A 23995-nucleotide genomic window follows, 5' to 3' on the forward strand; every position below is an offset into this window, starting at 1 on the left:
GACAGAACTTCAGTCGCCCGTGGTCTTCTCCCCGAACGACACGCCCCGGGAATTCAGGTACGCGAGCGGATCGGTCTTCTGTCCGTCAGATTGCCACACCTCGTAGTGCAGGTGTGGTCCTGTCGATTGTCCACGATTGCCCACGGTCGCGATCAACTCACCCGCCCGCACCTTCTGACCCGCAACCACGAGCGCCTCGTTGATGTGTCCGTAGACGCCGACGGTCCCGTCGTCCTGCTGGATGCGGACCCAGAGCCCGAATCCCGCGGCGGGACCGGATTCGAGCACAACACCGTCGGTCGCCGACACGATGGGCGTTCCGATCGCGTTCGCGATGTCGAGGCCGTAGTGGGTGGTTCCCCACCGTGGACCGAAGTTGGACGTCATCGTCCCGCTGACGGGGGCCATCACCTGTGGCTTTTCGGCCTCGAACGCCAGCGCCGCTCGCTCGGATTCGAGTTGTCGCGTCTTGCCGAGTTGTTCGGCTATTCCAGCAAGATCCGTCGGCCGGACAAGGTCGAGGATCTCCGGCGCCGACACCGCAGATGCATCCTCGACTGCAATCGGCGGCGGCGACGCGTGCCCGATGGAAGTGCCGGACGCGAGGATTGCACCCGTCGCCACGGAAACCGCGGCCATGCGCCCGCCGGGTCTGATCGGCTCGGATTTTCGATGTCTTCCCACTTCTCGGTCCTCGCGTCGATGACAAATGTAGGTCTACGCCGCCACCTTACAACTATGTTGCATAGTTTTTAAGACATGCACTATTGCGCATATATGCATATGTGTCTAGGCTGGCGTCGACGAAAGGACCTTCGATGTCACACGGACACGGGCACGGAATCTCCCCCGCCGAGGCTGCGACCAGCAACAGCGGCAAGCATGTCAACAAACTGTGGATCGCCGCCGGCCTCGGGTTGGTGACCTTCGTGCTGCAGGTGACGGTCGGCCTCTTGACCTCGTCACTGGCCCTGCTCTCGGACTCGGCGCACGTGTTCACAGACATCTTCGGCATCTTCATGGCGCTCGCCGCGATCCTCGTCGCACAGCGTGCCGCCCGGCGCCCCGACCGTACTTTCGGCATGTACCGCACGGAAGTGTTTGCGGCACTGGCCAATGCGATCCTGCTCTTCGCAGTCGCCGGGTGGGTGCTTTACGAGGCCGCCAGCCGCTTCACGGATCCGCCCGAGGTTCCCGGCCTTCCCGTCGCGACAGTCGCCGTCGTCGGTCTGGCGATGAACGTCATCGCCTTCCTCATGCTGCGCAGCGGCGCGAAGGAAAGCATCAACATCCGCGGCGCCTACCTCGAAGTCATGGCGGACATGGTCGGGTCCATCGGCGTCCTGGTCAGCGGCTTGGTCACGCTCGCGTTCGGTTGGCGCTACGCCGACCCCGTCATCGGCGTCGCGATCGGCCTCTTCGTCTTGCCACGTGCCTTCAACCTGGGCCGCCACGCCGTTCGCATCCTCCTCCAGCAGGCTCCCGACCGCATCGACGTCACCTCGATCATCGAGAAGATCAACGCTCTGCCGGGAGTCGTCGACGCGCACGATCTGCACGTCTGGACACTCACCTCGGGGATGGAAGTTGCTTCCGTTCACGTCACCGCGGTCAGTGACGCCGATCCCACAACGGTGCTCGCAGCAACCCGAACCTTGCTTGCCGAGGAATTCGAACTGGGGCACGCCACCGTACAGGTGGAACAACAGGGAAGCGACGGTAAATGCGCGGAACTCGCCTGGTGAAATGGACATTCCAAAATGAAACATTCGAATTCACCAGGCTCGATAACCTCACCGAATTCGAAGAAAAATTAGGTCTTCTTTAGTTTGGGAACGCTTACCACAATAAGGTCATACTGGGATGACAGGGCCTCTGACCTGCACTATCTTGGAATTCATGACTTCTGGGGAGACTCACATGACCAAATTCCACGCACTACTCCGAGACCAGATTCGCAACGAGTTCAACGCTTCGCATCAGTACATCGCGACAGCGGTTTACTTCGACAATGCGGACCTGCCACAGCTGGCAAAGCACTTCTACAAGCAGGCTGTGGAAGAGCGTAACCACGCCATGATGATCGTTCAGTATTTCCTCGATCGCGACATCAACGTCGAACTCACCGGCGTCGACGCCGCGAAGGCCGACTTCAAGGATGCCCGTGAGCCCATCGCTCTCGCGCTGACGCAGGAGAAGACGGTCACCGAGCAAATCGTCCAGCTCGCGAGCACTGCCCGCGAAGAAGGCGACTACCTCGGCGAGCAGTTCATGCAGTGGTTCCTCAAGGAGCAGGTCGAGGAAGTTGCAAGCATGACAACACTTCTCACCATCGCGGACCGCGCAGGCGCCAACCTGTTCGACCTCGAAGACTTCGTGTCCCGCGAGATGAGCACCGTCGGTGACACCACCGGTGCACCGAGCGCAGCCGGCGGAACCATCTAGCCTGCAGCACTCACGGATTTTGCCCTCGAGCCGAACGGTTCGCTTCCTGCCAGCAGGATCGAACTGATCAGCTCGGGGGCATCTGTCATCGGTACGTGCCCAAGGCCGGGCAGAACCATCAACTTTGCCTGCGGGAACGGCTTTTTCACGCGCTGCGCCTGATACACGGGCAGGATGAGATCGCGTCGACCCCACGCAACCGTCACCGGCACAGTGGGATCCACGATGGGCGGCAGCACGAAGTCCATCTCGAGACCGAGATCGACGAGTTCGTTCGACACGAGCGAACGGCAGTCGGCCAACGCCGCCGCATAACCGACATGACTCGGATGAGCGAAGAACGCGGCGAGCGCCGGATAGCGAATCAGCTTGTACCGCAATGCGCGTGGCAATCCGTCACCCATGAGCTTGGCCGTGCCGCGCAGTGCACGGAACGTGTTGATCGCTCGCACCTGATCGAGGTGATTGACAAAGAACCCGGCCGGCGAAAGAGCTGTCGCCGACGCGACATCTCCGCGCGCTGCCAGCGAGAGGGCAATCCAGCCGCCGAGGGAGTTTCCCGCGACGTGGGCACGCTCCCCCGCCGGCGTCACTTCCTTGACGAACTCACTGACATCGTCGATCAGCTGTCCCATGACGTCCGGACCGAGTTCGGGCAGCAGCGACTCTCCGTGACCCGGCAGGTCGACGGTGACGACGCGGCGGTACGGCGTCAGCTGGTCCAAAAGCGAATCCCACGCCTGCCGTCGATGGACGATGCCATGGACGAGCACAAGCGTGGGACCACTACCGGAGATGTCATGCGACAAGGTCATGTCACCAACATTAACCGTAACTTCGCGTAACGCCTATAGTTCGGGCGAAAAAATCAGCGCAGCGTGACCTGACGACCACGAAGTCCGTCGCGCGAGCGAAGCTCGGCCGAGGTCAGCGGAGCATCGACGGCCAGAGCCTCGGCAAGACGCTCACCGAGCTCGACGGTTGCCGCTACCCACTCGTTTGCATGCTTTTCGCGGTCGAGGTCGAAGACGGGAACCAACAGGCCGTGGGTGCGGAACGAGCCTGCGTAGCGCGAGCCCTCACCCAGATGCAGTCCACCGGTCGCGTGCACGCGCGCCAGCGCGAGCATCAGGTCGTCTTCGCTCTCGGGACGAACCCAACGCAGGTGCGCCTTCTCGCCGGCGTCGACCCACCACGCGGCAACGAGGCCGTCGCCTTCGAGGCGTGCAGAGGGCATGATCGCCGAGTTGGCGTGCTGCACGGTGGCGGCAACCTCGGGATCGGTTTCGACGCCCTCGGGGATCCACCAGTTGAAGTTCTGGTGCACGGTGATGTCGAGCAGGGCCGAGGGATCGACGACAGCGGTGACTGCGGGGGTCTCGGAATCGGGGTTCGCGGCAGAAAGCGCGTCGCCGGGGGCCGCGTCCTTGATCCAGTTCACCGAAGCGGCGAGGTCTGCGCCGAGGTCGGCCGAGTGCGCCTGAACCTGGACACCGACAAATCCTGTGGCCGTCTCGCCCTCGTCACGGACGAGTGCGGCAACAGCGCCGGGGAGGACCGTTGCCAACGTGACGGGACGGTCGGAGCCGATGACCGGCAACGGAGCCGTGGCGGACGGAACGAATTCGCGCAGCGCAACCAGATCGCACTCGGCGGCAAGGCCCTCGAACGGGCGGCTGACTACGCCGGCAGCGGCTTCACGCTCTGCTTGGCGTGCCGCCAGCTTCTCTGCGCGTGCGCTGCCCTGCTTCGGTCCACTGTTTCTTTTGCTCTTCTTGGCCACGAGGGCAAAATCTACACGCTGCCCAGCCATTGCTTCGTGCGCCCGGGATGGTTGGTGGCAACCCAACTGACCCCGAGCTCACGACACAGGTCCACATCCGCCTTGTCGTCGACGGTCCAGCAGTACGTCGCGCGACCCGCAGCAGCGGCCCGATCGACCAGATCGGGATGTTCGCGCAGTGCCTTGATCGACGGCCCGATCGCCGTAGCGCCCACAGCCGTCGACGCACCGCCGCCGAGGTACCGCGACGCGTCACCGAGCAGGACCGTCGGCAGCAGCGGTGCCGAACGACGCACTCGCCAGACCGCACTCGCCGAGAAAGACATGACGACAGCGCGCGAGTGATCGGCCGACGGCGGTGACGCGATCCCGAAGCGGTGCAGTTCCGCCAGGAGTTTGGCTTCGACCAATCCGCCGAACCTCACGGGGTGCTTGGTCTCGATGAACAGCTTCACCGGGCGCGCAAAATCCAGAGCGAGGGTGATGAGGTCGGAGAGAGTCAGCAGTTCGGCCGGTTCGCTCGTCGACCCGTAGTCCAGAGCGTTCAGCGAATCGAGCGTCATCTCGCTGACGATCCCCGTCCCGCTGGAGGTGCGGTCGACCTTGCGGTCGTGAACGCAGACCAGGTGTCCGTCGCGGGTGAGCCGGACGTCGCATTCGAGCCCGTCGGCACCCTCCTCGAGGGCCAGTTCGTAGGCGGCGAGGGTGTGCTCCGGCCGCGCAGCCGACGCACCTCGGTGCGCAACGACGAGTGGACCTCGACGATCTGGGCTCACAGGGCAGCGGTCTCCTTCTCCTCCAGCACCGTCTTCTCTTCCAGCACCGTCTTTTCTTCCAGCACCGAGCGCGGCACTGGCACCCACCGGGTTTCCGATTCCGGTTCACCGCGCCAGCTCTTGCGCTCGATCCGGCGGATCACGACGAGTGTCAACGCCGCGGTGACGGCAGCGATCAGTGCGATGAAAGCGTTCAGCAGAACCCCGTCGGCCATTGCCTGAATCCCCGGGCGTGATCGCCAGTACGCGTTGACCACCAGCAGCAGAGCGCTGAATGCCCAGAAGCCCCACCAGATCTTGACCAACAGGGTTCCGCGCGGATCGCGGCGGACCAACTCGAAGAGATAAACGGCCGGCATCACCAGGTTGAGGATCGGCACAGCGCAGCCGACGACAACTTCCGACGCTGTGCGTGGATCGGATTCCCGGGCACCTGCGAAGTGTTCACGACGCCGACGAAGCAGCCAGCACACAGCGGCGATTGCCGCGAAGACCGAGATCAGCAGTCCACCCAACTGAGTGAAGTACACGGCGGCGTCGGAGACCGTGAGCAGCGGCTGCGGGATCAGCCTGGTGCGGTTGCGGACCAGGATCGCGTATCTGCCCAGTTCGGCGAACACTGCCAGTCCGTAGAGGATCGTTGCGAGCGTCAGCAACGGCCCGACTCGGTCGGCCATCCGGTCCGCTCGCGAGGGCGGCACCGGTGAGTTGTCGACGACGTCCTGGAGTCCCCACTGCGGGACAGCGTCGTAGCGCGGAGTGGAGAAGCTACGACGCACTGGTGCGTCCCCCACGCCGCGGGGGTCGGACGGGGAGCGCGCGATCCAGCGGAAGCCACGGCGGTTGGGCGGTTGGTAGATCTCGGTGCGGGTGGGGATCAGCAGGACGCCGCTGCAGCGCGGGCACCACTGCGTCGGGCCGCCGACGACAGGCCAGCGTGCGGCGCACCGGGCGCAGACCTGAACGACACTCACAACTTCGATTCTGTCACGCCGTATCGGTAACGGCAGCAAATGGATTCACTCCCGATTTGTGATCGAACCTCCACCGCGTTCACCTGCATTGTTCGAATAATGTGACCTCCGCCACTTAAAAACTCGAGTTATCCACAGTTTCCACAGGTTCATCCACAGTTCTGGATGAATGAATCGGGCTTTATCCACAGGTCACGGGCAAGACCCTGAGAATTTGCTGACAGGTGTTAGCGAACGATGCACAGGCTCGAGGATGAATTTGACACCGCAGGTCAGTGAACTTTCGGGCGTCGACGTCATTTATCCCGGCAAAGTTCACAATCCATTCAGAAATTGCTCCCGAAAAGACAGAAAAGACCGGTATCCCCTTTTTGTGAGAAGTCGGTTTTTGACACACCTGGAAGCATGACCGTCGATGACTTCTCCACAGCCCGAGCCAACTCTGACGTTCACCCCGAGACGGGTCACGCAGCTCGCGTTCGTGTTGATCGGATGTCAGCTCGTCATTCGCGTCTGGGTTGCCGCGAGCAATTACTTCTACTGGGACGACCTCATCCTGATGGGCCGCGGAGGACGCTTCCCACTCTTCGCGAGCGAACTCCTGCTCTACGACCACGACGGTCACTTCATGCCCGCGGCCTTCTTCTTCATCGGGTTGATCGCCCGTATCGCGCCGTACAACTGGGCGCTGTCGGCAACGCTGCTCGTCATCGGTCAGGCCGCCGCGTCGTTGGCGCTTCTGCGCACTCTTCGGTTGGTCCTCGGCCGGCGACCGGCACTGTTGATTCCGCTGCTCCTGTATCTGTTCGTCCCGCTGACACTTCCGGCGTTCTCGTGGTGGGCAGCCGCGCTCAATGCATTGCCGCTCCAGATCGCGCTGGCCTGGGCATGCGGCGACGCGATCAAGCTGTACCGCACCGGGCAGGTGCGCTACGTGTTCTCGGGCACCGCGGTTTTTGTCGTCTCCTTGCTGTTCTTCGAGAAAGCAGTGCTCGTTCCGTTCGTGGCACTCGCTTTTCTGGTGCTGTACTTGCGCACACAAGGTGAAGGAACGCCGATACGAAGTGCGGTCACGAAGTGCCGACGCCTGTGGACGGCCTGCGCCGCCGTGCTCGCGATCTGGATTCCGGTGTATCTGACAACTGTCGAATCTCCGATCACCGGATACGGCCGTTCGATGTCCACCGAACTGCTGCATCACGGAACGTCTTTGGGGATGCTTCCCACTCTTCTCGGCGGCCCCTGGCGCTGGGAGCGGTGGATCCCCAGCCCCGCCTGGGCCGATCCGCCGACGCTTTTGGTGGTCGCAGCCTGGGCCGCGCTGCTGACGACGGCCGTGATGACAGTGCGTGCCCGACGCGGCGCTGCCTGGATCTGGGCTGCCGCGGCGCTGTACTTCCTGGCCTCCGTGGTGGCGATGACCGCTACCCGATCCGACGCCGACACCACTTACGAGTTGGCGCAGACCTTGCGTTACTTCACGGATTCGGCGACGGTGTTCGCCCTCGCCGCCGCTCTTATTCTCGCTGCGCCTCGGCGACGTCCGGCCCGTTTGCCCGTCGCAGTCGCCGCCGGCCTGTCAGTGCTCTTCGTGATCAGTTCGCTCGTCTCGACCGTCACGTTCGTCGACATCTGGCGCGAGAACCCGACCCGCGACTACCTCGCGAACGCGCGAATGTCGTTGTCACAGAATCAGGATGCTCCACTGCTCGAGCAACCCGTCGCGATCGAAGTGCTCCTTCCCGTCGCCTTTCCGAACAATTTGGCAAGCAACGTTCTCGCGCCGCTGCCTGATCGCCCCGAATTCTCTTCCAGCACTCCGATTCTGCGCACCATCGACGACAGCGGTCAGATCGTCGATGCCGAAGTGACCTGGACGAGAAGGATTCCCGAAGGAACGGCGCCGAACTGCGGCACCCGTGCCGAAGGCCCGACCGAGCTCCCCCTCGACGGCCCCCTGGCCGGCTGGGAATGGACGGTTCAGCTCAATTACCTCGCCAGCGCCGACGGAACGATCGATGTTGCGTTGGAGTCCGGTGACGCAGTATCGGTACCCGTGACGCAGGGTTTGCACTCGGCATTCGTGCGCCTGGTCGGCCACGGAAACAGTGTGAAGATCACGCCGACAACGCCGGGACTTACGCTGTGTTTCGGCGCCGGACAAGTCGGTGCCGTCGTCCCGACCTCCGCAAAATAGTGGCAGAGTGGAAGTCATGGAGCTGCGTATATTCACCGAACCCCAGCAGGGCGCTACCTACGAACAACTACTGACTGTTGCCCAGACCGCCGAAAAACTTGGCTACGGCGCATTTTTCCGCTCGGACCACTATCTCGCCATGAATTCCGACGGCCTTCCCGGGCCCACCGACGCGTGGATCACGCTCGCCGGAATCGCCCGCGAAACATCCACCATCCGCCTCGGCACTCTGGTGACGTCGGCTACGTTCCGTCACGCCGGACCGCTGGCCATCTCGGTCGCACAGGTCGATCAGATGAGTGGTGGCCGCGTAGACCTCGGCATCGGTGCCGGCTGGTACGAGGAAGAGCACCAGGCGTACGGCATCCCGTTCCCGGCGCTCAAGGATCGCTTCGAACTGCTCGAGGAAACTCTCGACGTCGTGACCGGTCTGTGGCGTACTACGGTCGGCGACACGTTCGACTACGACGGTAAGCACGTGCAGATCAAGAACTCTCCCGCGCTTCCCAAACCGCACCAGGTCGACGGTCCGCCGATCCTGATCGGTGGCACGGGCAAGAAGAAGACTCCAGCGCTCGCCGCTCGGTTCGCAAACGAGTTCAACATCCCGTTCAAGTCCCTCGAGGAAACGAAGGACATCTTTGCGCGGGTTCGTCAGGCTTGCGTCGAGCACGAGCGCGATCCGAACGAATTGGTGTACTCCAACGCTCTCGTCCTGTGCTGCGGCCGCGACGAGGCGGAGATCAAGAAGCGCGCCGAGGCTATCGGACGCGACGTCGACGAGCTACGTGAGAACGGTCTGGCCGGAACACCTTCGGAGCTGGTCGACAAGATCGGCACTTTCGCCGAGGCCGGTTCACAGCGCGTGTATCTGCAGACTCTCGATCTCGCCGATCTGGATCATCTCGAACTCGTCGCAAGCGAGGTCATGCCCCAACTGCAGTAAAGAATGGGCCGGGATCTACAGCGCGTTCGCGTCGAGGAACGCGCGTAGGTCTCGGTCCCACTGGGCCGAGCGGGAACGGTCGAGAAAGACGCGCACCAGCATGAAAGCGATGACCAGCAGCGACATCACGCTGAACCAGGTGAAAACCCCGGTCACCACGGCTGCGACGTCGGCAGCGCTCTGAGTGATCGGAGCTACGGTCTTGTCGCCCTGATCATTGACGTAGATGGGGACCTCGGTGCCGGCGGGCGTCGCCGAGTCGACAGTGACATCACCCGTATGAACCTGGCCGTTCCAGTTCCACTGCGCGCTGGCCATTTCGGTGGTCGGCGCAATGTAATCGGCTGTCGAGGCGGTGGTCTGCGTCGAATCTGCTGTCGTCGTCGCCGAAATGCTGTGTAATTCGGCGGATTGTTTGGCGATCAGTGCGTTCTGACTCGAAGCAGTCGCAGCCCCTGCCCATACCGCGAGAGGCAGCAGAAGAATCGCGAAAATGATCAGACCGAAGGACATGAACCCTTCGATCCGATCACTGCGGCGAACCATCGGATCGTGGCCTACATGAATGGTGCGTCGGAGCAGCGACGCAGTTCCTCGCGTACTACCTGACATTGTGAGCTCAGTTCTCTCGACGACACACTCTTACATCGAGATTCCCTTTGTTTCGATCTAGTTGCAAGTGTTAACGAGCTGAATCACATGTGTCCTCCAACACCTGTCCAGTTATTCGCTCGGCGGAAGGATGTCCGTCTGCGCCGGAACCTGATCCTGACGGAGCAATCCGACCGGGCAACTGACGCCCGTGGCATGCACCGGGCAGTAACCGCCGGGATTCTTCGCCAGATACTGCTGGTGGTAATCCTCCGCGTAGAAGAAGTCGCGCAGCGGGCCGATTTCGGTGGTGATCGCTCCATATCCGGCTTCGGCAAGCCGTTCACCGAAAGCGACGGCCGACGCATGAGCGATTTCTTCCTGCTCCGCGGACGTCGTGAAGATCGCCGAACGGTACTGCGAGCCCTGGTCGTTACCCTGACGCATCCCCTGCGTCGGATCGTGGTTCTCCCAGAAGTGCGCCAGGATCTGCTCGTAGGAGATCACTGCGGGATCGAAGACCACCAGCACGACTTCGGTGTGACCCGTACGTCCGGAGCACGTCTCTTCGTACGTCGGGTTGGGCGTGAAGCCGCCCGCATAACCCGCAGCGGTCGTGTACACGCCGGGAAGCTGCCAGAACTCCTTCTCGGCGCCCCAGAAACAACCCATCCCTACGACGACGGTCTGCAGTTCGGCCGGAAACGGCGGCGTCAACGGATGCCCGTTGACGTAGTGCGCGGTCGGAACCGGCATTTTCTGCTCTCGGCCCGGGAGTGCGTCCTCAGGCGCGATCAGCGTGGATTTTGCGGACGCTCGTCCCAGAATGTCGTCGTACCAGCTCATGCTTCGATGCTACGCGCGAGCGACTGTTTCGCCACGCCGTGATCGCGCGGGCGCCGGGCAGCTCCACCCACCGGTAGCCGATTTCTGCTACCGCGGCCGTGGCCAGAAGGAAGAGCGCAAACGCCAGCGTCGGTCCGACGTACAAAACAGTGTTCTCGACGACGCGGTACAGGATCAGGGTGTGCACGAGATAGATGACGTAACTACGCGTCGAGAGCCACTTCACGACCGGCCAGCGCGTCGGGACGCCGTCGTAGCGGCCGATGAGAACTACCGCTGCGGCGACTACCGAAATGGTCCACAGATAGTGCTCACCGGCCCAGTAGACGCGGAACTGGGTCGCCACGATGATGACGTGCATCTGGACGAGGACGGCCGCGATCAGCCAGCGGCCGGGAGCGAGCTTCGCCCACGCGAGGTACATGATCTGGCCGAGGAAGACGGCCGGCAGCGTCGCGGCGATCTTGGACAGCATCGGCACGGTGTACGGCAGCGGCGCGTAGACGTTGTAGAGCAGCACCAGCGAGCACAGCGCACCACCGGCGAGCGGCATGACGATCGGTCGCAGCCGCAGTATCGGGCGAGCCGCTACGCATGCGAGATAAAAGAGGAATTGGACGGTGAGTGTCCAGGTCACTCCCAGAACTGCCACCTCGGGCTTGAGAAAGAATCCGCCGAGAAAAAAGCTCATCAACGCTTCGGTATCGGAAATACCTTCCTGACCGCTGAACATTCCGTTGATTCCGAGGCGGACCAGAAGAATGGCAATCGCGGTCGCCACCCAGAATGCGGGCAGCAGTCGACTGAATCGGTTGGTCAAGAACTTTCCGGGGCCGTCGCGAATCGCGGATCGCGTCACCAGAGCACCGGTAAGCATCATGAATACTGCGACGCCGACAAAAGAGAGGTGCTGGTTGAGTTCGGCAGGCTCGATCAAAACGCCGTAGACGACGTCGATCACCCACCAACCCGAGCCGAGATCGTCGATGACGTAGAAAGAGATGTGGGAGTAGATCACGGCGGCAACCGCCAGGGCTCGCAGCAGGTCAGCGCCCGGAAGATTCACCCGAGGCGCGGCCGCCTCTGGTGATTCCGGGAGGAAAACTGGTGCGGGCATCGCGCAAGTTTAAGGTTCCGTTCACCTTTACGACGAATTTGCGCATATTAGCTTACCCTTAGATCGGGGCAAGTTCGGTTTCCCAAACTTTATTCTTTGGTGATTACTACCTGAGCCGGACTGTTGCGGACGGTGTACGAATGTTATTGGGTGGAAACCCGAAGAATGATTTGCACATACGCGAGTGACGTCACGCCGTGACCGGTGATCGACGCACTCTAAAGCACCAGGGCTCACCAGCCCGCAAAGAAGGGACCCTCGTGTCTGTTTACACGCTGCCGGAACTCCCCTACGACTACGCAGCCCTCGAGCCGCACATCTCGGGCAAGATCATGGAGCTGCATCACGACAAGCACCACGCGGCTTACGTTGCCGGTGCCAACGCTGCACTCGAGAAGCTGGCCGAGGCTCGTGAGAACGACACCATCGCAGCGCAGGCCAACCTGCTCGAGAAGAACCTGGCGTTCCACCTCGGTGGCCACACCAACCACACCGTTTTCTGGAACAACCTCAGCGCTGACGGTGGCGACAAGCCCGAAGGTGAACTCGCCGCAGCGATCGACGACAACTTCGGTTCGTTCGATCTCTTCCGCGCTCACTTCTCCGCGAACGCCAACGCCATCCAGGGCTCCGGCTGGTCCATCCTCGCGTGGGACTCGATCGGACAGCGTCTGATCATCGTCCAGCTCTACGATCAGCAGGGCAACATCTCCATCGGCCTCACGCCGCTGCTGCTCCTCGACATGTGGGAGCACGCTTTCTACCTCGACTACCAGAACGTCAAGGGCGACTACGTCAAGGCATTCTGGAACATCGTCAACTGGAACGACGTTTCGGCTCGCTTCGACCGTGCACGTACCCAGACCGCAGGTCTGATCGTCTAGTCACGCTCTTCTTGCGAACGGCGGCGCCTCACCAGGGGCGCCGCCGTTCGTGTCAGCAGAGCACCACCGAGCAGGACCGTCGTGGCTCCGAAGACCAATGCCAGTGTGCGAGTTCCGGAGTCACCGCTGCTCGCGGTGGTCTGATTCACGGCCACCGGATCCGACAGCACCGAGGTCAGCTGAACCTGCTGCGGGGTGGTCATCGCGGGGATACCGGATTTTGCGCCGTCGAGGCCCGTGACCAGTGACTTGGCGATTCCTTGCAGCGTCGTGAATCCCTGGGTGATCTGATCGGTCACGTCACCGAGCATCTGCGGCGCCTGATCAGCGATGGGAATGAGGCCGTCGTTCAATTGTCCGGCAGCACTGCTCAGTTGATCGCTCGCGCCTTGCAGCTGCCCGACAGCGGTGCGGACTAGATCACCGAGCTCCGTATCGGGCCCGACCGAGCCACCCAACAGCGCCGGAACGGTGCCCAATTGCGCATTCAGCGCACCGAGATCCGAACTGACACCGGCCAGTTGCGCTGTCACGTCAGGCGGGATAGGAAGGCCGTTCAGCGCAGTCTGCAGCGTGTCGATTCGTGTCTTCAGTTCCGCGGTCGAGGACGACGCCTCCCCAAGCGTCAGGCCCAGTGAGTCCGCGCGCGTGGCCAGCTCTTCCGCCGACCCCGACGCCTGATCGACAACACCGGACACCTGATCCGCGACGCTCATCAGCTCCAACGCCCCGGACCGTGCGGTCTCGAGGTACGGCAGCAGAGTGCCTGCGCCTGCTTTCACCTGATCGATGGACTTTCCGGCCTCGTTGGTTCCGGCGACCAGAATCTGTGCGGTGGTGAGGTTTTGATCGATCGAGCGTCTGGCGGCCGACGTCTGAGCCAGCAGGCCCTTGATGCCGTCCGCGCCGACCTGCGCCGACACGGCCCGAGTCAACTCGGCCGCCTTCTCCGAATCCGAGCCCTTCACCTCGAGGTCGACGCTCGCCTGCCGTGGATCCATGCCGAACATCGACGCGACGGTTTCGCTGAAGTCCTCCGGCACGGTCAACGTCGCGAAGTAGTTCCCGCCGGGGTTGTCGACCACCTGGAAGTCGAAGTCTTCGTTCTTGCCCAACGTGTCCACCAGCGTGTCGCCGGCCCGAAGTTCCTTGCCGTCGAGCGTGGTTCCCGCGTCGGCGTTCACGATCGCGACGGTGTTCGAGGTGTCGGCACCGCCCGCGAAGATCACGAACCCGATCCCCGCCACCGCAGCCGCGACGATCGCGGCCACACCACCGACTGCCAGCCGTCGACCGAGTCGTGACGGCCGGCGATGGGAGTTTTCTGTGGTGTTCTCGGCGCTCATGGGCGAGACGATAAAGCAACAACTTGTAGAAACACTGAGAGCCCTAGTCTGCGGGCGTGGCCGGCTTCTCAGACTCCTCGGGTTCCTCCTTCGGCATGTCCCGAGGCCCACTGATCAGGATGTCGGCCCAGCGCGTGGCTGGGTCGATGTCGAGCAGGACGGCCTTCACCAACAACGAGAGCGGGATCGCCAGCAGCGCTCCGAGCGCCCCGAGAACCCACGACCAGAAGACAAGTGAGAGGAACGTCATCGTCACCGACAGTCCGACGGCGTCGCCGACGAACTTGGGTTGGATGATGGACTGGATCACGAAGTTGATGACGGAGTAGACGACGATCACCCACAGCATCAGCCACGGCCCGCCCTGCAACAGTCCCAGGAGCGCCGGTGGAATCACGCCGATGACGAACCCGATGTTGGGGATGTAGTTGGTGATGAAGGACAGCAACGCCCACAGGACGGGCAGCTGAATGCCCATGAGCCACAGCGCGCCACCGTCGAGTACCGCCACGATGAGGCCGAAGACCGTCGAGACCACCAGGTATTTGCGAGTTCCGGCGGCAAAGGTGGAGAGCGCGTAGGAGATTTCGGGACGTTGCTCGGACAGCACATGCAACCGCGAGCGGATGCTCATGCCGTCGAAGGCCATGAACAGCAACAACGCGAGAATGAACACCAGATCCGACAGGATGCCGAGCAGGCCCTCCAGCCCGCTTTCGAGTACGCCCACAACCTTCGTGAGATCGACACTGCTGAGCGTGCTTTGGATCTGTTCGGTGCTCACGCCGAAGTCGGCCAACTTGTCGCGGCCCTCGTTGAGGAGGTTGGTCATCTCCTCGGAGTACTGCGGCAGGATCGTCGCCAACTGAGCCGTCGACACGATCAACGACGCCGCCAACCCGAGCAGGATCAAGTACACGGTGACCAGTGAGCCCAACATCCCGACCCACTTGGGCCACCCTCGGCGCTGTGACCAATCCTGAATGGGCTGAACGGCAATCGTCAGCACCAGGGCCAGGAATACCGGTCCGAGGATGCCGCCGAACACCTTCATTCCGCCGACGGCGACCACGGTGGCGGCAATACCGAGCAGGACGATCAAACCGCGCGGGATCGACCAGTTCTCACTACCGGACAGCGTGGGGATCGGAGTGGGAGCCTCGACGGCCGGCTTTCCCTTCTTAGAGAACACCGGCTTAGAGAACACCGGCTTCCTTTGCCCGGCTCCTGATCTGGAATGCTCCCACGATCATGAAGAGGCCGAACAGGATTGCGTACCAACCCAACAACCAGATGAGGCTGATGATGCCTTCGCCGGGCGCGATGAGAAGAATGATGCCGAAGATGACAGCAAGCACCGATGCGGCGAGCAACCATCCCCAACTGGATCCGGGCAGCGCCTTCATCTTGAAGGCGCCGACAATTCCGAAGATTCCGAACATGATGGCGTAGAAGGCAATTATGTACAGCAGCACCAGCGCAGTGATGCCCGGCCAGACCAGCGCGACGATGCCGGCTCCGACCGAGACGACGCCCGTGAACACCCACCAACCCCACGAGCTCAGATGCTCGCGGTCCCGGATGGCGCGAACTATCGTGATCAATCCGTCGGCGATGGAGTAGATACCGAACAGGAAAACCAAGGCCACCACGGTAATTCCCGGCCACACGAGCGCGATGATTCCGAAGATCACGCCGAAGATTCCGCGGATCAGGATCATCCACCAGATCTCTTTGCCGTACTGCACGAACGGATTCTGCGTGACCATCAGTAGCCTCCGAAACAAGCGGGTGTCTCTGACCGATTCAACAGCTCTTCAAACAGGGCAGTACCGACAGATCGTATGACTCTTGTGACCTTTCCGCCCATCGAAACGCGCGGCTGATACCGAGTTGTGCTCTTCGGGTACGAAGCGAGGGGACTTTCAGCCTGCTTCTCGAATACTTGCTTCTCGAATACCGGGCGCAGTCCACGATCCCGACAGCACTGCAGCCTTCGGCCAGTACAGGCGCAGAAAGACGTTGAAGTCGCCGGACGGAGCCGGCAGCCAGTTCCGCTCCTTCTCACCACCAGGGGATTCGTGCTGAAGATAGATGTCGAGGGAACCGTCGTCGGCAAACACCAGATCGCTGCGATCGCCAATCGCGTATCGGTCGATCGGGTTGTCCACAAAGAACTGCCGCTCGTTCATCATCGTGAGCGACCAGAAGCCCTCGACCGGTGGCAGCTCGTCCTTCTCGAAGTGCAGGACGTACTTCTTCGCCCCGGTCAGCGGCTTCCCGTCGACGTCCGTCGTGGCATGCGGGTACACGGCATCAGCGTCGAGATTGGCCCCGAAACCGAGCCAGACGATCAGAGCCCGCTGAGCGTAATGGGTTCCGTAGTGTCCCAAGCCGCGGTGCATCGTCCAGCCGTTCTTCGGACTGCCCTCGGCCTCTTCGGCGATCTCGCTCAGCACGTCCATACCGGTTCGCGCAGCTCTATCGAGGGCATCACGTACCTCCTGCGGACGCGACCTCCAGGGCAAGGAGGAGCCGATTCCTATGTCGGACAGTTGTTTCATCATCTCGGTGTCCTCCGGACGCGGAGGATTGTCGTCGAGAAGTGCGTCGAGTCTGGTGAAGAATGCCTCGCCGTCCATGGCGGCCACCTGGTCCACCGGCGGCGTCCGCGTGTCGACGGCAGGGTTCACCGGCATTTCACCAGGCGTGTAGTCCTGCGGGTCACCCGTCCACTCCGACAGAGGAGTGAGTCGCGTCCGGTCCTGCAGGCTGTGCACTTCTGCCAGGTCGGTTCCCCCCGACGTCGCGTAGCGGGCGACTATCCAGTTCATCGCCGTCGGAGACCGCAGCAGCGTCAAACCCTTGGGCACGTTGCCTTTCCAATTCGGCCCGGCCACCAGGTACGGTCCCCCGGTCCGCCCGACTGTCCGAGATCCCGGAACCGTGAACACGTCGCTCCACGCGTCGAGGATGGGGACCAGCCAGTACCGCGTGCCGAAGTCCGGCAGTGAGAGCACCTGCGGTTCCGTCGAGACGTCCAGCCACCCCGACGAGTAGAGAGTGTCCGCGTTGGGTGAGACGACATCGGTGAAGGTCGCATCCGGCGTCGTACGCGCGTATGCGAACTGGTTGAGCGGGGCTTTCATCGCCACCGGCGAAGGCACCGCCGTCATGACATCCCGCGATACCGCAGCAATCAACAGGGGATATCCGAAGATCCACGCCTGCGTTGCCAGGTCTTCCAGCCGAGAACGGTTCTTCGACAGAGTCATGTCTGCGCATACCACCGCCCTCACCAGCGCAAACCTGGCTGGCACTCTCCCTCTCTTGTGTGCCAGTACCGAATGGGTGCATATTTCGATTACCCAACGAGGTGTGCCGGACCGACGCATGCGCGTCTGCCCGAGATTTGCCCCAGCACCGAGGGAGGAACAGAAATGAACAGAAACGAAGCAATAGGCATTTCTCCGTTCCAAGCCGCTGGGTCTTTGCAGGGGTTCGTCATTTCCGGTCGTTGGCCGGACACCACCCAGGAGTGGGCGCAGCTTCTCGCATTGGCTGTCCGCGTGGCCTCGATGCCAGGTTTGTTGCCGACCACGACGGTCTTCGGGGTCCGTGAAGACGTTCCCGAAGATCCGCAGCCGGGCACCGTCGGTCTGGTGGTTGCCGAAGGTCCGGTACTCGGCGATTTCGCCTTGACACCCGGCCGTTTCTCCGACCATCAGCCACCGGCGCTGATCATGCTGCACCCACCGTCGGAAACCACGCCCAGCCTGCCGGAATGCGAGGGCAGCGCGTCGGGGTGTGTACTGCTGCCAGGCCTTCCCTATCTGGGTTTGGAGCATCGTGCGGCGTGGGTCGAGGCTGAGCCGGACGGCACAGTCGTCTCCATGATCAGTCGTGTCGGCATCGATCCGATCAGCGATCCCGACACCGCTGTTTTGGCCATGCTCCTCGCCTCGTGACGGCCCCGGTAAGCGATAAGTTCGGACTCCCAAACTTGCTGTGCGCTTTGCCAATTCGTTTCAGGCGCGCTAACGTGGGCAGCAACGAAGGGGAGTAGCCCCCAATCGCCCGTGTCGACATACTGGTTCGACGCGCTCCGCCTGGTGCGGATCGCGAAGCACCCGGCCTGGCGAACCGAAGGTCTTGTGGCCTCGGTGGGCGAGACCTTCGGCCGGACAAGCGCACCCACTGCGCCTGCCCAGGCCGGAGGCTCGCATTTTTCCTCCGACCTACACCGACCGGAGGAGTAAATCTTGCTTGCCGCAATACTTTTGAGTTTCGGCGTCATTTTCGTCGCAGAACTCGGTGACAAGTCGCAACTGATGGCAATGACGTTTGCCTTGCGCTATCGCTGGTGGGTCGTCCTCGGCGGAATCACCGTCGCCACCACCCTTGTTCACCTCGTCTCGGTCGCCGTCGGCCACTACCTGGGCGTCGCCCTCCCCACCGCGGCGATTTCCATCGTCGGCGGTATCGCTTTCCTGATCTTCGGCCTCTGGACCTTGCGCGGTGACGATCTCACCGACGACGAGCAGAACAAGGCCGGTCGCGTCACGCGATCCGCCTTCATCGCCGTCGCCTCGGCCTTCTTCCTGGCAGAACTCGGCGACAAGACCATGCTCGCCACCATCACCCTTGCCACCGACAACGACTGGATCGGCGTCTGGATCGGGTCGACGGTAGGCATGGTGGCGGCCGACGCTCTCGCCATCATCGTCGGCTCGGTGCTGGGCAAGCACCTTCCGGACGGATTCATCAAGATCGGCGCCGCGGTGCTGTTCTTCGTCTTCGGTATCTGGCTGCTGCTCGAGGGCATCTTCCCGGACTCGTCGGCCGGCATCATCGGCGGTGGCGTTGTCCTGGCCGTGTCCGTGCTGGGTGCACTGGCTCGGATGATCTGGAAGCGCTCCCGTGCGACCGACTCCGCTACGCACCTCGTCGACGACAATCGGACGCCGATCGACTGACGCTCAGCGAAGAAGGTCTCCGGCACCCCAAATCGCGACCGGCACATGACCTTCTGCCACTCCGCTCGGTCCGAGCAGCTGTCCGAATCGCTTCATCGGGTACAACGAGACACGTCGATCAAGGATCCGCACACTACCGATTCGACGGAGGCGATCCTCGACGACAAGACTCTGCGCGAGGCTGCTCAGCCACACGCTGATCAACATGTTCGCTGTTCCGGTGGTCGCTACCAACAATCTGATCTCCGGCCAACTCGACACAAGATTGCCGAGTTCGTCGGTGGAACCGTCCACAGCGACGTCGAAGATCACTTCGAACGGTGAACCGACGGCCTGTTGCGAGACATCGCAGCGGAAAATCAACTGTTGCGACGCAGTCAGTTGGGCCAAGCGCCGTCGAATCGCAGTCTCGTTCGTTCCACAAATCGCGGCGAGACGCGCATAGCTGGCACGTCCGTCACGGCCGAGCGCCTCCAACAGGGCACCGTCGGACTCGCGGAACTCTGTCGGATCTGCCGGCACCGCAGCGCCCTTTGTCGATGCCGTTGCCAGCTGAGCCCGACCCGCTTGCCCCAGAGCGCCCGGCTCCCAGCTGAACCCGTCCCGGTACACCTTCACCCCGACCCGGCTTCTGATCGACAGAATTCCAGGATCGGCGGCAAGGTGCTCACACACCAAAGCGTCCAAACTCTTGTGGTCGGCGGCCACGACTCCGACGAAATATTCGTACTCGCCTTCCGTCCTGGCCAACAGATAGGCACAGGAGAGTTGACGTAACAGCTCCCCCACGTCGGCAACGGAATCCTGTGTGGTCCTGATCAGGAGATAGCCGAATATGTGGGTTCGACCGATTGCGACCGCGTTGACCCACGAATGACCGTTCGAAACGAGGCGACGCCACCGGCGGGCGATCGTCGTCGAATCCATGTCGAGCACTGACGACAACTGCGTCCACGACGCGCGGGGGTTGAGCTGAAGTGCATTGATGATCTCCAGATCAGATTCCGCGATGACAAATGCGTCGGATTCCGGCTTCATCGGCCCAGTATTGCCGGATTACTGCATTCTGGTCGGTGATCCCTGCCTGTTTGCCAAAGATGTGTGAATCACTTCACAGGTTCACCACTTGGAGGCCCAGTGCTTCGCTCCACCAAAGTCACGGTCGCGTTGCTGTTCGTCGCGTACGCGATCGACTACATAGATCGGCTGGCGATCAACCTCGCTCTCCCCTTGCTCGGTGAGGAGTTCGATCTCGACTACTCCCAGCGTGGATTGATCATCTCCACGTTCTTCATTGCATACACGCTGGCCCAACTGCCTGGTGGACTGCTCGCCGATCGATACGGCGCAGTCCGGATGGCTCTGATCGGGTTGGTGGCGTGGAGTGCCTTCACCGGCCTCACTGCCCTTGCCTGGTCGTTCGGGACGCTTCTGGTTGTTCGCTTTCTCTTCGGTCTCGCGCAGGGAGTGTTTCCGGCAGCTGCAGTAAAGCTCGTTGCCGAGCGGAGCATCCCGGAGCAACGTGCCACTGCCACAGGATGGATGAACAGTTCCAACGCCGTCGGTACGCTTCTTGCCATCGTTGTTGCGGCAGCACTTCTCCCGTTGATCGGCTGGCGTGGAATGTTTCTGGCCGTCGCGGCGCTCGGCGTACTCTCGCTCGTCAGCATCAAGTTGTGGCTCCCGCCGGCACTTCCGGCGGAGAACGACCACGGTCCGGATTCCTCCTGGGACAACATGCGCACCGTACTTCGCTCCCGCGCGATGTGGCTCTTCGCCTTGATGTTCTTCGGATACGACTTCGTGATCTGGGGGATGTCGTCGTGGGTTCCGTCCTACCTCCATGACGAACGTGGAATCGCCCTCTCGAGTGCAAGCCTCCTTCTGATTCCGGCTACCGTGGTGGCCGCCGTGACCACCGTCATCGGCGGGCGAATCTCCGATCGGCTGGCTGGCAACAGTCGTGTCGTCGTGGTGCCGTCCATGCTCGCGTGCATCGTGATGCTCGTTTCGATTCCTTTCGTCTCCAACACGGCCTTGTTCGTCGTTCTCGTCACCCTCGGATCTGCCGCTGCCTCTTTCGCTTTCATGCCGTGTTTTGCACTGCCCCTGCGGGCTCTGCCTTCTTCGGTGGTCGGGGCCGCCTCGTCGATGATCATTTTCGGCGGCATGGTCGCCGGAATAGTCGCACCGCTTGTATTCGGATTCATCGTGGACCATCTCTCCTGGTCAGCGGCGTTCGTATCGCTCGCACTCGGGCCCGTCGTGGCGATCGTCGCGGTCATGGCAGCACCACAAACCCGAGAAAAGATGCTGAACCTGGTGCAACTGAAAACCGCCAACTGAAAGAAGATCAACCATGAATCAACTGCTTTCGAATCTCGAGTTCGGAGACCCGTCGCGGTTGCGAACCGTCGAGCCGCACTGGTTCGAGCTCTACCGCGACCTACACGCACACCCCGAGTTGTCCGGCGACGAAACTCGCACCGCCGCAATTGTTGCCGAGGAACTTCGGCGAATCGGCGGCTGGGACGTCACGGTCGGGGTCGGCGGTACGGGTGTCGTCGGTGTTCTCGAAGGGAGCAGCGGTCCGGTGATTCTGCTACGCGCCGACATGGACGCGTTGCCGGTGGCAGAAGACACCGGGCTGTCCTACGCCTCCAGAACTGATGGAGTCATGCATGCGTGTGGCCACGATGTCCACGTAACCGCGCTACTTGCCACGTGCGCAGCACTTTCCGCGGATCCGACATCGATCACCGGGACTGTTGTCGCGGTCTTCCAGCCTGCTGAGGAGACCGGCTCCGGCGCTCGTGCGATGGTCGACGACGGAATCTTCGACCGCTTCCCACGACCGGACCTCTGCCTGGGACAGCACGTGGGCCCGACTCCTGCGGGGATGTTGGTCAGCAAACCCGACATCTTGATGGCAGCATCCGACACGATACGAGTGGTCTTTCACGGCCGTGGTGGACACGCGTCCTCACCGTACGCATGCATCGACCCTTTGTTGATGGCAGCGTCTTTCGCGCTGCGCATTCAAAGTCTGGTCGCTCATGAAGCGGCAACCCCGACAGCACCTGTGCTCACGGTGGGAGCCTTGCACGCCGGCACGGCTGCGAACATCATCGCCGATGAAGCCGAACTACTGCTCAGCCTGAGGACTTTCAGCGCAACGTCACGAGAAAACATGCTCGAATCGGTGCGCCGGATAGCCCGCGCAGAAGCGGACGGAGCCGGCGCCGTCGAGACGCCGGACGTTCATGCGTACAACGGCTTTCCGGCCACAGTCAACACTCCGGACGCCACGTCCACAGTGATGTCCGACCTGCGACAGGCCGGCTTGGGAATGCACACTCTGTCACAACCACTTTCAGGTAGCGAGGACTTCGGAATCTTCGGCACCGCCGCCCAATGCCCCTCCGTGTTCTGGCATTTCGGCGGAACGGCACTGCAGAGTTTCGACGGAACCGCCCTTGCCGCGCTCGCCGAGGGACGGATACCACCCGGCACGCCGTCCAATCATTCACCGCGCTTCGCCCCCGATCCCGCCGCTGCCCTACCCGAAGGTGTCACGGCCATGACCGCAGCTGCACTGGGAGCCCTTGCGCGGAGCGCGTGATCCTCACACAGACTTACCCAGGGAGATAACGTCATGTCAGACGAACTGCACTACCTCAGCGCCACCGAAGCCATTGCTCACTTTCGCGCGCGAGAATTGTCTCCGGTCGAACTGCTACAGGCAATCATCGACCGGACACAGAATTTCGAACCTCACATCAATGCCTTCACCGAAGAGATGTTCGACGAGGCCCTCGCCGGCGCCCGGGAAGCCGAGAGCCGATACCTCGGCCACGGACCCGAACCTCGACCGTTGGAGGGAATTCCGGTAGCTGCCAAGGAAAAACATGCCATTGCGGGAAAGTCTCTGACCGAAGGTTCGCTGGCGGGACGCGGCAACATCGCCCGCGAGAACGCACCGGTGATCGACCGAGTTCTGGCAGCAGGCGGCCTGATTCACGCACGCACGACGACACCGGAATTCTGCGTCGCGGCGTTCACACACTCTCCTTTGTGGGGCGTGACCCGCAATCCCTGGAACCTCGATTACAGTCCCGGCGGCTCATCCGGCGGAGCCGGCGCCGCACTGGCCGCCGGAACTACTACTCTGGCAACAGCATCCGACATCGGCGGGTCGACGCGAGGCCCGGCAGGCTTTACCGGCACCGTCGGTCTCAAGGCCTCGTACGGGCGTATCGCCGGGGTCGCCCCGCTGTCCATGGATTCCTACCGTGGCGACGGTCCGATGGCCCGAACTGTCGACGACGCAATTCTTTTGACCAACGTTCTGATCGGGCCGGATCCGCGTGACCATTCTTCCCTGAGGCCGGCGATCGCGCTGCCACACGAGTACCCGTCGGTCGAGGGAATGCGAATTGCCCTGTGCCTGCGGCTCGGTGACTTCCCCATCGAGCCTGACATCGAGGCGAACACCCGGGCTCTCGCACAGTCGTTGGTCGATGCCGGCGCGATCGTCGAGGAGATCGAGTTGCCGTGGACTCGTGATTCGATGGCAGCAGCGGTGAAAGTCCATTTCGGAACGATCATGGGTGCATCCGTCGCGGAAGTTGCTCGCGTCCACGGTGATCTTCTTGCCGACTACACGCTCGACAACGTCGCGATCACGTCGAAGGGCGCTGCGGAAATGTCATTTCTGGACGGCCTTCGCAAGGAAACCCAAATGCAACGAGAGCTCGCCGAGGCGATGGCTCCCTTCGATGCGCTGATCTGCCCGACTTCGGGCACCATCGCCTTCCCGGCAGGCGAGTCTTTGCTCGACGGCCTCACTGTGGCGGGTCAGCACGTGAACACCACCGCCGAAGCACTTCTCACATTGCCGTTCAACGTCGCCAATCGGTGCCCCGTATTGGCGGTGCCGAGTGGACACGCACACAACGGCGTTCCCACGGGCGTCCAGATCGTCGGCCATACGTACGACGAACCGACCGTGTTCCGGATCGGCAAAGCACTGGAGAAGATCCGCCCGTGGGCATACACCGACCAGCATCAACCGAAGCTGAATGTGGTGACGCCGGCGTCCTCTTGATTGCTGA

The 23995-nt window shown here is 62.2% G+C and carries 23 protein-coding genes; 10 read left to right on the forward strand and 13 right to left on the reverse strand.

What is annotated here, in order from left to right:
- Nucleotides 1–9: 9 nt before the first annotated feature.
- Nucleotides 10–639, reverse strand: a complete 630-nt coding sequence (locus ASU23_RS13210) for a M23 family metallopeptidase (RefSeq protein WP_042453198.1) — start codon at nt 637–639, stop codon at nt 10–12.
- A 179-nt stretch (nt 640–818) separates the two neighbouring features.
- Here ASU23_RS13210 and ASU23_RS13215 point away from each other — a divergent pair, with 179 nt between their 5' ends.
- Nucleotides 819–1745, forward strand: a complete 927-nt coding sequence (locus ASU23_RS13215; RefSeq protein WP_058038064.1) for a cation diffusion facilitator family transporter — start codon at nt 819–821, stop codon at nt 1743–1745.
- Nucleotides 1746–1899: 154 nt separating this feature from the next.
- Complete coding sequence (locus tag ASU23_RS13220) at nt 1900–2445, forward strand: ferritin (RefSeq protein ID WP_030535839.1); 546 nt, start codon at nt 1900–1902, stop codon at nt 2443–2445.
- Here the strand turns inward: ASU23_RS13220 and ASU23_RS13225 are convergent.
- Genes ASU23_RS13225 through ASU23_RS13240 form a run of 4 tightly spaced genes read right to left on the reverse strand, consistent with a single transcriptional unit; the run spans nt 2442 to nt 5978 of the window.
- Nucleotides 2442–3260 (reverse strand): alpha/beta fold hydrolase, encoded by an 819-nt coding sequence (locus ASU23_RS13225; RefSeq protein WP_003944129.1) that lies wholly within the window; start codon nt 3258–3260, stop codon nt 2442–2444. The genes ASU23_RS13220 and ASU23_RS13225 overlap by 4 nt on opposite strands.
- Before the next feature lie 53 nt (nt 3261–3313).
- Nucleotides 3314–4228: a DUF5926 family protein gene (locus tag ASU23_RS13230; RefSeq protein ID WP_003944127.1), complete on the reverse strand. Its 915-nt coding sequence runs from the start codon at nt 4226–4228 to the stop codon at nt 3314–3316.
- A gap of 11 nt (nt 4229–4239) precedes the next feature.
- On the reverse strand, nt 4240–5004 hold the full coding sequence (locus tag ASU23_RS13235; RefSeq protein ID WP_003944175.1) for a glycerophosphodiester phosphodiesterase: 765 nt from the start codon (nt 5002–5004) through the stop codon (nt 4240–4242).
- A complete protein-coding gene (locus ASU23_RS13240) occupies nt 5001–5978 on the reverse strand; it encodes a DUF4328 domain-containing protein (RefSeq protein ID WP_058038065.1) in 978 nt (325 codons plus the stop codon). The genes ASU23_RS13235 and ASU23_RS13240 overlap by 4 nt, the downstream gene beginning before the upstream one ends.
- Nucleotides 5979–6393: 415 nt before the next feature.
- Between ASU23_RS13240 and ASU23_RS13245 the strand changes: the two genes are divergently transcribed.
- The gene (locus tag ASU23_RS13245; RefSeq protein ID WP_058038066.1) at nt 6394–8175 is read left to right on the forward strand and encodes a hypothetical protein; all 1782 of its coding nucleotides are present in this window, start codon (nt 6394–6396) and stop codon (nt 8173–8175) included.
- A 16-nt stretch (nt 8176–8191) separates the two neighbouring features.
- On the forward strand, nt 8192–9121 hold the full coding sequence (locus ASU23_RS13250) for an LLM class F420-dependent oxidoreductase (RefSeq protein WP_058038067.1): 930 nt from the start codon (nt 8192–8194) through the stop codon (nt 9119–9121).
- A 15-nt stretch (nt 9122–9136) separates the two neighbouring features.
- Here ASU23_RS13250 and ASU23_RS13255 read toward each other — a convergent pair whose 3' ends face one another.
- The 3 genes from ASU23_RS13255 to ASU23_RS13265 all read right to left on the reverse strand — a co-directional run bounded on the left by ASU23_RS13255 (nt 9137) and on the right by ASU23_RS13265 (nt 11675).
- On the reverse strand, nt 9137–9733 hold the full coding sequence (locus ASU23_RS13255; RefSeq protein ID WP_223304488.1) for a hypothetical protein: 597 nt from the start codon (nt 9731–9733) through the stop codon (nt 9137–9139).
- A 111-nt stretch (nt 9734–9844) separates the two neighbouring features.
- Nucleotides 9845–10558 carry a peptide-methionine (S)-S-oxide reductase MsrA gene (msrA, locus tag ASU23_RS13260; RefSeq protein ID WP_020905733.1) on the reverse strand — a complete coding sequence of 238 codons (714 nt, stop codon included), beginning with the start codon at nt 10556–10558 and terminating at the stop codon, nt 9845–9847.
- Nucleotides 10497–11675, reverse strand: coding sequence for an acyltransferase (locus tag ASU23_RS13265; RefSeq protein WP_047272742.1), 1179 nt, complete (start codon nt 11673–11675; stop codon nt 10497–10499). Before ASU23_RS13265 ends, msrA begins: the two co-directional genes overlap by 62 nt.
- A 260-nt stretch (nt 11676–11935) precedes the next feature.
- Here ASU23_RS13265 and ASU23_RS13270 point away from each other — a divergent pair, with 260 nt between their 5' ends.
- Entirely contained in the window at nt 11936–12559 is a 624-nt protein-coding gene (locus ASU23_RS13270) for a superoxide dismutase (protein WP_003944189.1), read from the forward strand.
- Here ASU23_RS13270 and ASU23_RS13275 read toward each other — a convergent pair.
- The 4 genes from ASU23_RS13275 to ASU23_RS13290 all read right to left on the reverse strand — a co-directional run bounded on the left by ASU23_RS13275 (nt 12556) and on the right by ASU23_RS13290 (nt 17180).
- Nucleotides 12556–13905 (reverse strand): hypothetical protein, encoded by a 1350-nt coding sequence (locus ASU23_RS13275; RefSeq protein WP_058038068.1) that lies wholly within the window; start codon nt 13903–13905, stop codon nt 12556–12558. The genes ASU23_RS13270 and ASU23_RS13275 overlap by 4 nt on opposite strands.
- Before the next feature lie 43 nt (nt 13906–13948).
- The gene (locus tag ASU23_RS13280) at nt 13949–15097 is read right to left on the reverse strand and encodes an AI-2E family transporter (RefSeq protein ID WP_042920602.1); all 1149 of its coding nucleotides are present in this window, start codon (nt 15095–15097) and stop codon (nt 13949–13951) included.
- Nucleotides 15098–15101: 4 nt separating this feature from the next.
- Nucleotides 15102–15674 (reverse strand): HdeD family acid-resistance protein, encoded by a 573-nt coding sequence (locus ASU23_RS13285; protein ID WP_003944155.1) that lies wholly within the window; start codon nt 15672–15674, stop codon nt 15102–15104.
- Nucleotides 15675–15830: 156 nt separating this feature from the next.
- Nucleotides 15831–17180 carry a DUF1254 domain-containing protein gene (locus ASU23_RS13290; protein WP_003944160.1) on the reverse strand — a complete coding sequence of 450 codons (1350 nt, stop codon included), beginning with the start codon at nt 17178–17180 and terminating at the stop codon, nt 15831–15833.
- Between the two features lie 165 nt (nt 17181–17345).
- Here ASU23_RS13290 and ASU23_RS13295 point away from each other — a divergent pair, with 165 nt between their 5' ends.
- Both ASU23_RS13295 and ASU23_RS13305 read left to right on the forward strand, forming a co-directional pair.
- A complete protein-coding gene (locus tag ASU23_RS13295) occupies nt 17346–17873 on the forward strand; it encodes a hypothetical protein (protein ID WP_003944138.1) in 528 nt (175 codons plus the stop codon).
- 294 nt (nt 17874–18167) lie between these two features.
- Entirely contained in the window at nt 18168–18881 is a 714-nt protein-coding gene (locus ASU23_RS13305; protein ID WP_007735982.1) for a TMEM165/GDT1 family protein, read from the forward strand.
- A 3-nt stretch (nt 18882–18884) separates the two neighbouring features.
- Here the strand turns inward: ASU23_RS13305 and ASU23_RS13310 are convergent, their stop codons facing one another.
- On the reverse strand, nt 18885–19919 hold the full coding sequence (locus tag ASU23_RS13310; RefSeq protein WP_054781284.1) for an Lrp/AsnC family transcriptional regulator: 1035 nt from the start codon (nt 19917–19919) through the stop codon (nt 18885–18887).
- 99 nt (nt 19920–20018) lie between these two features.
- Between ASU23_RS13310 and ASU23_RS13315 the strand changes: the two genes are divergently transcribed.
- Genes ASU23_RS13315 through ASU23_RS13325 form a run of 3 tightly spaced genes read left to right on the forward strand, consistent with a single transcriptional unit; the run spans nt 20019 to nt 23988 of the window.
- Nucleotides 20019–21227 (forward strand): MFS transporter, encoded by a 1209-nt coding sequence (locus tag ASU23_RS13315; RefSeq protein ID WP_047272739.1) that lies wholly within the window; start codon nt 20019–20021, stop codon nt 21225–21227.
- A gap of 13 nt (nt 21228–21240) precedes the next feature.
- Complete coding sequence (locus ASU23_RS13320; RefSeq protein WP_054188675.1) at nt 21241–22503, forward strand: amidohydrolase; 1263 nt, start codon at nt 21241–21243, stop codon at nt 22501–22503.
- A 33-nt stretch (nt 22504–22536) separates the two neighbouring features.
- A complete protein-coding gene (locus ASU23_RS13325) occupies nt 22537–23988 on the forward strand; it encodes an amidase (RefSeq protein ID WP_058038069.1) in 1452 nt (483 codons plus the stop codon).
- Nucleotides 23989–23995 lie beyond the last annotated feature (7 nt).

Source organism: Rhodococcus sp. KB6, from assembly GCF_001445685.1.
In the GTDB taxonomy this organism is placed as follows: domain Bacteria; phylum Actinomycetota; class Actinomycetes; order Mycobacteriales; family Mycobacteriaceae; genus Rhodococcus_F; species Rhodococcus_F qingshengii.